This window comes from Skermanella sp. (assembly GCF_059503625.1).
The window spans coordinates 1-4,082 of record NZ_JCACHA010000080.1 but is presented as its reverse complement, the minus strand read 5'-3'; the positions used below and the strand labels follow the sequence as shown (position 1 = coordinate 4,082).

Below are 4,082 nucleotides of genomic sequence, written 5' to 3'. Positions count from 1 at the left end.
ATCCAAAGCTGGATTAAATTAGGCTCATCCTGTTGAGAGAAATCTACTCAGGGGGATGATCTTTATCGCTAAGCTATAGAAATTCCCCTTGTGGTGTTGGCGTTGGGCATGGCATTGGTTTCCACGAGCATCTCTGTGCGTTCATGTGGGGCCTAGGCTGGCTAAAAGTAGAGGAAAGGGATTTTAAGTCCGATACTGCAAGAGCGCAGATTGATTTCTTTGTCCATTATTACAGTTGCAGATCTAATCAGAAATACGTTCCACCCGAATCATGCCACTAAGCTTTCTTCACGAACTCCGACTTCAAGTTCATCGCGCCGATGCCGTCGATCTTGCAGGAGATGTTGTGTCCATCGACCGCATCAACCAGGCGGATGCCTTTTACCTTGGTTCCGCCTTTGATGACCAGGGACGAGCCTTTGACCTTCAGATCCTTGATCACGGTCACGCTGTCGCCGTCGTTGAGCACGTTGCCGTGGGCATCCTTTACGCTCTGATCCGACGAGGCCTCGGCGTCGGCATCGCCGGAGGCGAGTTGGGGGTTCCATTCATGGGAGCACTCTGGGCAGATCCATAGGCTGCCGTCCTGATAGACGTGTTCGGAACCGCACTCGGGGCACTTCAATTCGTTGTCCATCATTTTCCTCGTCGGTCGGGAGCACACCGTAGGGCACTGCCGTAACGATAGGAAATGCAAGTTGCCGGAGGACTGCGATTGCGACGGCATGGCGCAGACCAATGCCAAAGCGTAGAAGAGGTTTCCAGCCGCTTTGCAGTTCGGAACCGGGATTTTTCAGGTGAGCGAACGCGTTTGTGACGGCAGGCGCGGGGTTCGCGCGCTGAAAGCGGCTGGAAGCCGCTTCTACGTCGTCGTGAAGCTACGGTTCGAAGCTGTCCTGGCGCACTTCGATCAGGGTCGGGCAGGGGGCTTTGAAGGCTTGCCGCAGGGCATCGGTCAGGGCGGCGGGGGTGTCGGCGCGGAGGCTCAAGCAGCCCATCGCTTTCGCCAGCATGTGGTGGTCGGGGTTTTTCAGGGTCACGCCGATCTCGGGGATGCCGCGCTGGATCATGCCGTCGCGGATCTGGCCGTAGCCGTCGTTGTTCCACATGACGATGGCGAGCGGCATGCCGAGTTCGGCTGATGTCATCAGCTCCTGGACCGTGAACATCAGGCCGCCGTCTCCGATCAGGCAGACGACGTCATGGTTGGGTTTGGCGAGTTTTGCGCCGATGGCGGCGGGAAGGGCGAAGCCCAGCGTGCCGTAGCCGTGGGGATGGTGCCATGTGCGCGGTCGGTCGGTCCGCCACAGCGCGTTGCCGGCATAGGCGATCTGGGTCATGTCGGACATGACGATGCCGTCGGGTGGCAATGCTGTGCGGATGGCGGCAAGGACTTCGCCGTGCAGGCGGCGGAGCGGGGGCAGGGTTGATCGGGCTGCTTCCCGTGCCGCCGCGATCTCGGGCTGCTGGCGTGCCGGGTTGGGGGTGGCGAGGCGGTCGGCCAGATCGCACAGGATCGCTTCGGCGTCGCCGAGCAGGGCCACGTCGGGGACCACGTCGCGGGTCAAGGCGATGGGATCGATATCGATCCGGATCAGCGAGCCACCGAAGGACGGCAGGCCGCTCCAGAAGTCGGTTTCGGCGAGTTCGCAGCCGGCGACGATCACGGCGTCGGCGCGGGAGACGAACTCCATCATGGCGGGCTGGTCGGTGGACGAGCCGAGGCTGAGCGGGTGGTCGTGGGGCAGGACGCCCTTGGCGGCGCCGGTCATCAGGACGGCGGCGCCCAGTCCTTCGGCCAGTTGGCGGACGGCAGCGGGACAGTCGCGCGCACCTCCGCCGATGATGAGGACGGGGCGTTCGGCCACCGCGATCAGATCGGCGGCCTGGACCAATGCGGCGTCGCAGGCTGAGGGGCGGCCGATGGCGGGGCGGGCCTTGGTGGAGAATTCCGCGGGGGCGGCCAGCACGTCCAGCGGGATTTCGATATGGACGGGGCGCGGGCGCGCCGATTGGAACACGCCGAAGGCTCGGGCCATGACTTCCGGCAGTTCGGCGGGGTCCAGGACGGTGTGGCTGAAGGCGCAGAGCGGAGCGATGGCGGATCGCTGACTTTGCAGCTCGTGCAGCCGGCCGCGTCCCATGCCGAGGTCGCGGCGGTCGTTGACGCTGCTCAGCACCAGCATCGGGCTGCTGTCCGAATAGGCCTGGGCGATGGCGGTGGCGGCGTTGGTCAGGCCGGGACCCGTCGTCAGGAGGCAGGCGGCGGGGCGGCCGGTCACCCGCGCGTAGCCGTCGGCCATGAAAGCGGCGCCCTGTTCGTGGCGCGGCGTTATGTGGCGGATGCGGCTGTTGGGCAGGCCCCGGTAAAGCTCGAGCGTGTGGACGCCGGGTATGCCGAACACGGTGTCGATGCCGTAGGCTTCGAGCAGCCGGATCGCGGCTTCGCCGCATGTCGGATGGCCGCTGATTGGTTCGGTGGTCACGTCGTCACCTGCGGTTCTTTTTCGAGTTCCCTGGCTTCGAGTCCTCAGGCGGTACAGGGTAGGCGGACGGCTGTGCGCTGGCAAGCAGTGCCAGCAACCGGGAGATGTCGGTCCGGACGACCGGGGGGATCGGGGTGCGCCAGTCGGGCAGGCTGAAAAGCGGCCAGTCCGACTCTACCCGGAGGTCGCCTTTCCGGAAGATGTCGCGGTTATCGCGCCGTTCGTGCCGCCACCCTCCGGCAAAGGCGCAGAGCGGCGGCAGGACGATGGCGCGGAGCGCCTGCGCATAGTCGCGTCCGGGGGCTGCCCGAAGCTGAAGGACGATGAACAGGCCGATGGCGGCCAGCGGCAGGGTGGTGAGCCAGAGCAACGGGATACCTATCATCAGGAGCGCGGCCAGCCACGCCACGGTCAGGGCGGCAAAGGCCGTGGTGCGGCGGCGCAGGCGCGGGAGTTCGTGCCGGCGGGCCTGTTCCAGCATGTCCAGGCGGGGGGCGATTTCGCGGGCGAAAACGGGGCTGAAGTCAGTTTCTGTCGGATCGTTCATGGTTCGCGAGATTATCGTTCACGACGGCATCTTCCCACGTCTGGTTTTTGCTTTCTTCGTGCTACTTTCCGGCAGGATGCTGCTACTGCGAACAAGCGGTATATCTGCGTGTAGCGACCTTTGCGAACTGCTTACAGAATTGATGAAGGGGGAACAGGAATGAGTTTCAAGATTGTCGAACCGGCTCCGGCCCGGCTCAACCGCAGCGAACTGGCGGTACCCGGCAGCAGTCCGAAGCTGTTCGAGAAGGCGGCACGATCGGCTGCCGACGTCATCTTCCTGGACCTAGAAGACGCGGTGGCGCCGGACGACAAGCCGCAGGCGCGCAAGAACATCATCGAAGCGATCAACGATGTCGACTGGGGCAACAAGACCCTGGCCGTCCGCATCAACGGGCTCGACACTCACTATATGTATCGCGACGTCGTGGACGTGGTCGAGAACGCGGGCGAGCGGATCGACCTGATCATGATCCCCAAGGTCGGCACCGCGTCCGACGTCTATGCCGTCGATATGCTGGTCACCCAGATCGAAGCGGCCAAGGGCCGCAAGAAGCGGATCGGCTTCGAACTGATCATCGAGACCGCCCTTGGCATGGCGAACATCGACGAGATCGCCACGGCGTCGAAGCGGAACGAGAGCCTGCATTTCGGCGTGGCCGACTATGCCGCCTCGACCAAGGCGCAGACGACCGGCATCGGCGGACCGAACCCGTCCTATGGCATCCTGACCGACAAGGACGGCGACAAGCCGCGCGACTATCACTGGGGCGACATGTGGCACTACGCGACCGCCCGCATGGTCGTTGCCGCCCGCGCCGCCGGCCTGCGTCCGGTCGATGGTCCGTTCGGTGATTTCTCCGACGCCGAGGGCTTCAAGGCCCATGCCCGCCGCGCCGCCGTGCTGGGCTGCGAAGGAAAGTGGGCGATCCACCCGTCGCAGATCGCCCTGGCGAACGAAGTGTTCAGCCCGTCCGAAGCCGAGATCGCGAAGGCCAAGCGCATCCTGGAAGCCATGGTCCAGGCCCAGAAGGAAGGCCGCGGCGCGGT

Annotated in this window: 4 protein-coding genes; 1 reads left to right on the top strand and 3 read right to left on the bottom strand. The window is 64.2% G+C overall.

The window, feature by feature from the left end; genetic code table 11:
- Nucleotides 1-277 precede the first annotated feature (277 nt).
- The 3 genes from AC5JJ6_RS02150 to AC5JJ6_RS02140 form a co-directional block, all read right to left on the bottom strand.
- Nucleotides 278-637: a zinc ribbon domain-containing protein YjdM gene (locus tag AC5JJ6_RS02150; protein WP_496040463.1), complete on the bottom strand. Its 360-nt coding sequence runs from the start codon at nucleotides 635-637 to the stop codon at nucleotides 278-280.
- 241 nt (nucleotides 638-878) lie between these two features.
- Nucleotides 879-2,486: a 5-guanidino-2-oxopentanoate decarboxylase gene (locus AC5JJ6_RS02145; RefSeq protein WP_496040462.1), complete on the bottom strand. Its 1,608-nt coding sequence runs from the start codon at nucleotides 2,484-2,486 to the stop codon at nucleotides 879-881.
- Nucleotides 2,487-2,490: 4 nt separating this feature from the next.
- Nucleotides 2,491-3,033, bottom strand: a complete 543-nt coding sequence (locus AC5JJ6_RS02140; RefSeq protein ID WP_496040461.1) for a hypothetical protein — start codon at nucleotides 3,031-3,033, stop codon at nucleotides 2,491-2,493.
- A 159-nt stretch (nucleotides 3,034-3,192) separates the two neighbouring features.
- Between AC5JJ6_RS02140 and AC5JJ6_RS02135 the strand changes: the two genes are divergently transcribed.
- On the top strand, nucleotides 3,193-4,082 hold an 890-nt coding region (locus tag AC5JJ6_RS02135; RefSeq protein WP_496040460.1), incomplete at its 3' end, for an HpcH/HpaI aldolase/citrate lyase family protein.